The organism is Macrococcoides bohemicum (assembly GCF_003259675.1).
In the GTDB taxonomy this organism is placed as follows: domain Bacteria; phylum Bacillota; class Bacilli; order Staphylococcales; family Staphylococcaceae; genus Macrococcoides; species Macrococcoides bohemicum.
The window spans coordinates 1-1,892 of sequence record NZ_PZJG01000019.1 but is presented as its reverse complement, the minus strand read 5'-3'; the positions used below and the strand labels follow the sequence as shown (position 1 = coordinate 1,892).

Sequence of the window (1,892 nt, the reverse complement as noted above, 5' to 3'; positions counted from 1 at the left end):
TTCACTCTCATCAGTCGCAAACTATTTAATGCTACCAAAATAGTGGCTCCCATATCGGAAAGAATCGCAATCCAAAGGGTTAGCCAGCCTGGAATAACCAATAGTAAGGCAATTATCTTAATTCCGATGGCAAACGTGATGTTCGCTTTGATGATATTTAGCGTTTTCCTGCTAAGTCTTACTGCAAATGGAAGCTTACTTAAATCATCTCCCATTAATGCAATATCAGCTGTCTCGATGGCAGTATCTGTTCCAGCACCGCCCATTGCAATGCCAACAGTGGATGCAGCAAGTGCAGGAGCATCATTGACGCCATCGCCAATCATAGCTACATTACCATGCTCGGCTTTCATTTTTTTAATATAGTCCAACTTATCCTGTGGCATCAATTCGGACTGAATATCAGAAACGCCTACATGAGCACCGATTGCTTCTGCGGTACCTTGATTATCACCTGTCAGCATAATTGTTTGCTTGATTCCTAACTGATGAAGTTTTTGAATCACATTTTTACTTGTTTCGCGGACCTCATCTGCTACAGCAATCACGCCGAGGATTGTTTGGTCCGTTCCAATAATCATGGCCGTTTTCCCTTGGTTTTGTAAAACTTTCACTTTATTTTCAAACTCAAGGCTAAAATCGGAAACATTTAATTCTTTAAAAAGTCTTGGACTGCCAATGTAATAGGTTGTTCCATCTATATTCCCTTGAATGCCCCGACCTGTAATAGAAGTGAAGTCCTCCACTCTAACATCGGAATAAGTAATATTATCTTGCTCTGCTTTCTTCATTATTGCTGAAGCAAGTGGATGTTGTGATCGATATTCTAAAGCTGTAATAATGGAAAACAGCTCTTTCTCTTCCACTTGATCATTTAACACTTTAAAATCTGTTACCACTGGTACACCTTTTGTCAGTGTTCCTGTTTTATCAAATGCGATTGCCTTAATGGCTCCTAATTCCTCTAGATAGACACCGCCTTTAATCAACACACCTTTTTTAGCTGCATTTCCAATTGCCGAGACAATCGAGATTGGAGTAGAAATAACTAATGCACACGGACATCCAACTACAAGTACCGCTAATCCTTGATAAACCCAAGTATCCCAACTTCCACCAAAGAATAAAGGTGGAACGACTGCAACGAGCGCCGCAATAACCATAATGATCGGCGTATAATATTTCGCAAATTTATCTACGAATGCTTGCGCTGGAGCGCGCTCCCCTTGTGCCTCCTCAACCAGATGAATAATCTTGGAGATGGTTGTATCCTCTACGTATTTGGTGATTTTTACTTCAAGTAGTCCCTCTTCGTTAAGCGTACCTGCAAATACTTCATCATCTACCGTTTTGGCAACAGGGACAGATTCTCCTGTTATAGCAGCCTGGTTGACAGCCGACACCCCATTTATAATGATCCCATCCATGGCAATTTTCTCCCCTGGTTTGACGATCATAATATCACCCACGGCGATATCGTCCACATGGATCATTATTTCCTGACCATTCCGCCTAACAAGTGCTTCTTTTGGGGCAATATCCATCAATGAACGAATGGACTGTCTTGCTCTATCCATAGAAAAACGTTCAAGTGCTTCACTGATTGCAAAGAGAATGACAACAATGGATGCCTCTGCCCATTCACCAATGATGGCAGCTCCAATAACTGCAACGGTCATCAGGGTTTTCATGTCGAAATCAAAGCGTATCAAATTTTGAAAACCAACTTTAAATAGTGAATATCCGCCAATTACAATCGAACTTACAAATAACATGGAAGTTACAAGGTTATCTTCTCCATTTACAAATTGAGAAAGGTAACCAAAAGCAATCAGTAATGTGGCAAACAGCAATGTGCTGTGTTTTTTATAAAACGGTATTTTCTCTTCTTT

General features: G+C 40.6%; 1 protein-coding gene. It reads right to left on the bottom strand.

Annotation, left to right across the window (positions count from 1 at the left end):
• Window positions 1-1,892 (bottom strand): cadmium-translocating P-type ATPase CadA (gene cadA, locus BHX94_RS12575; protein ID WP_111747119.1); only part of this gene is annotated, 1,892 nt, incomplete at both ends.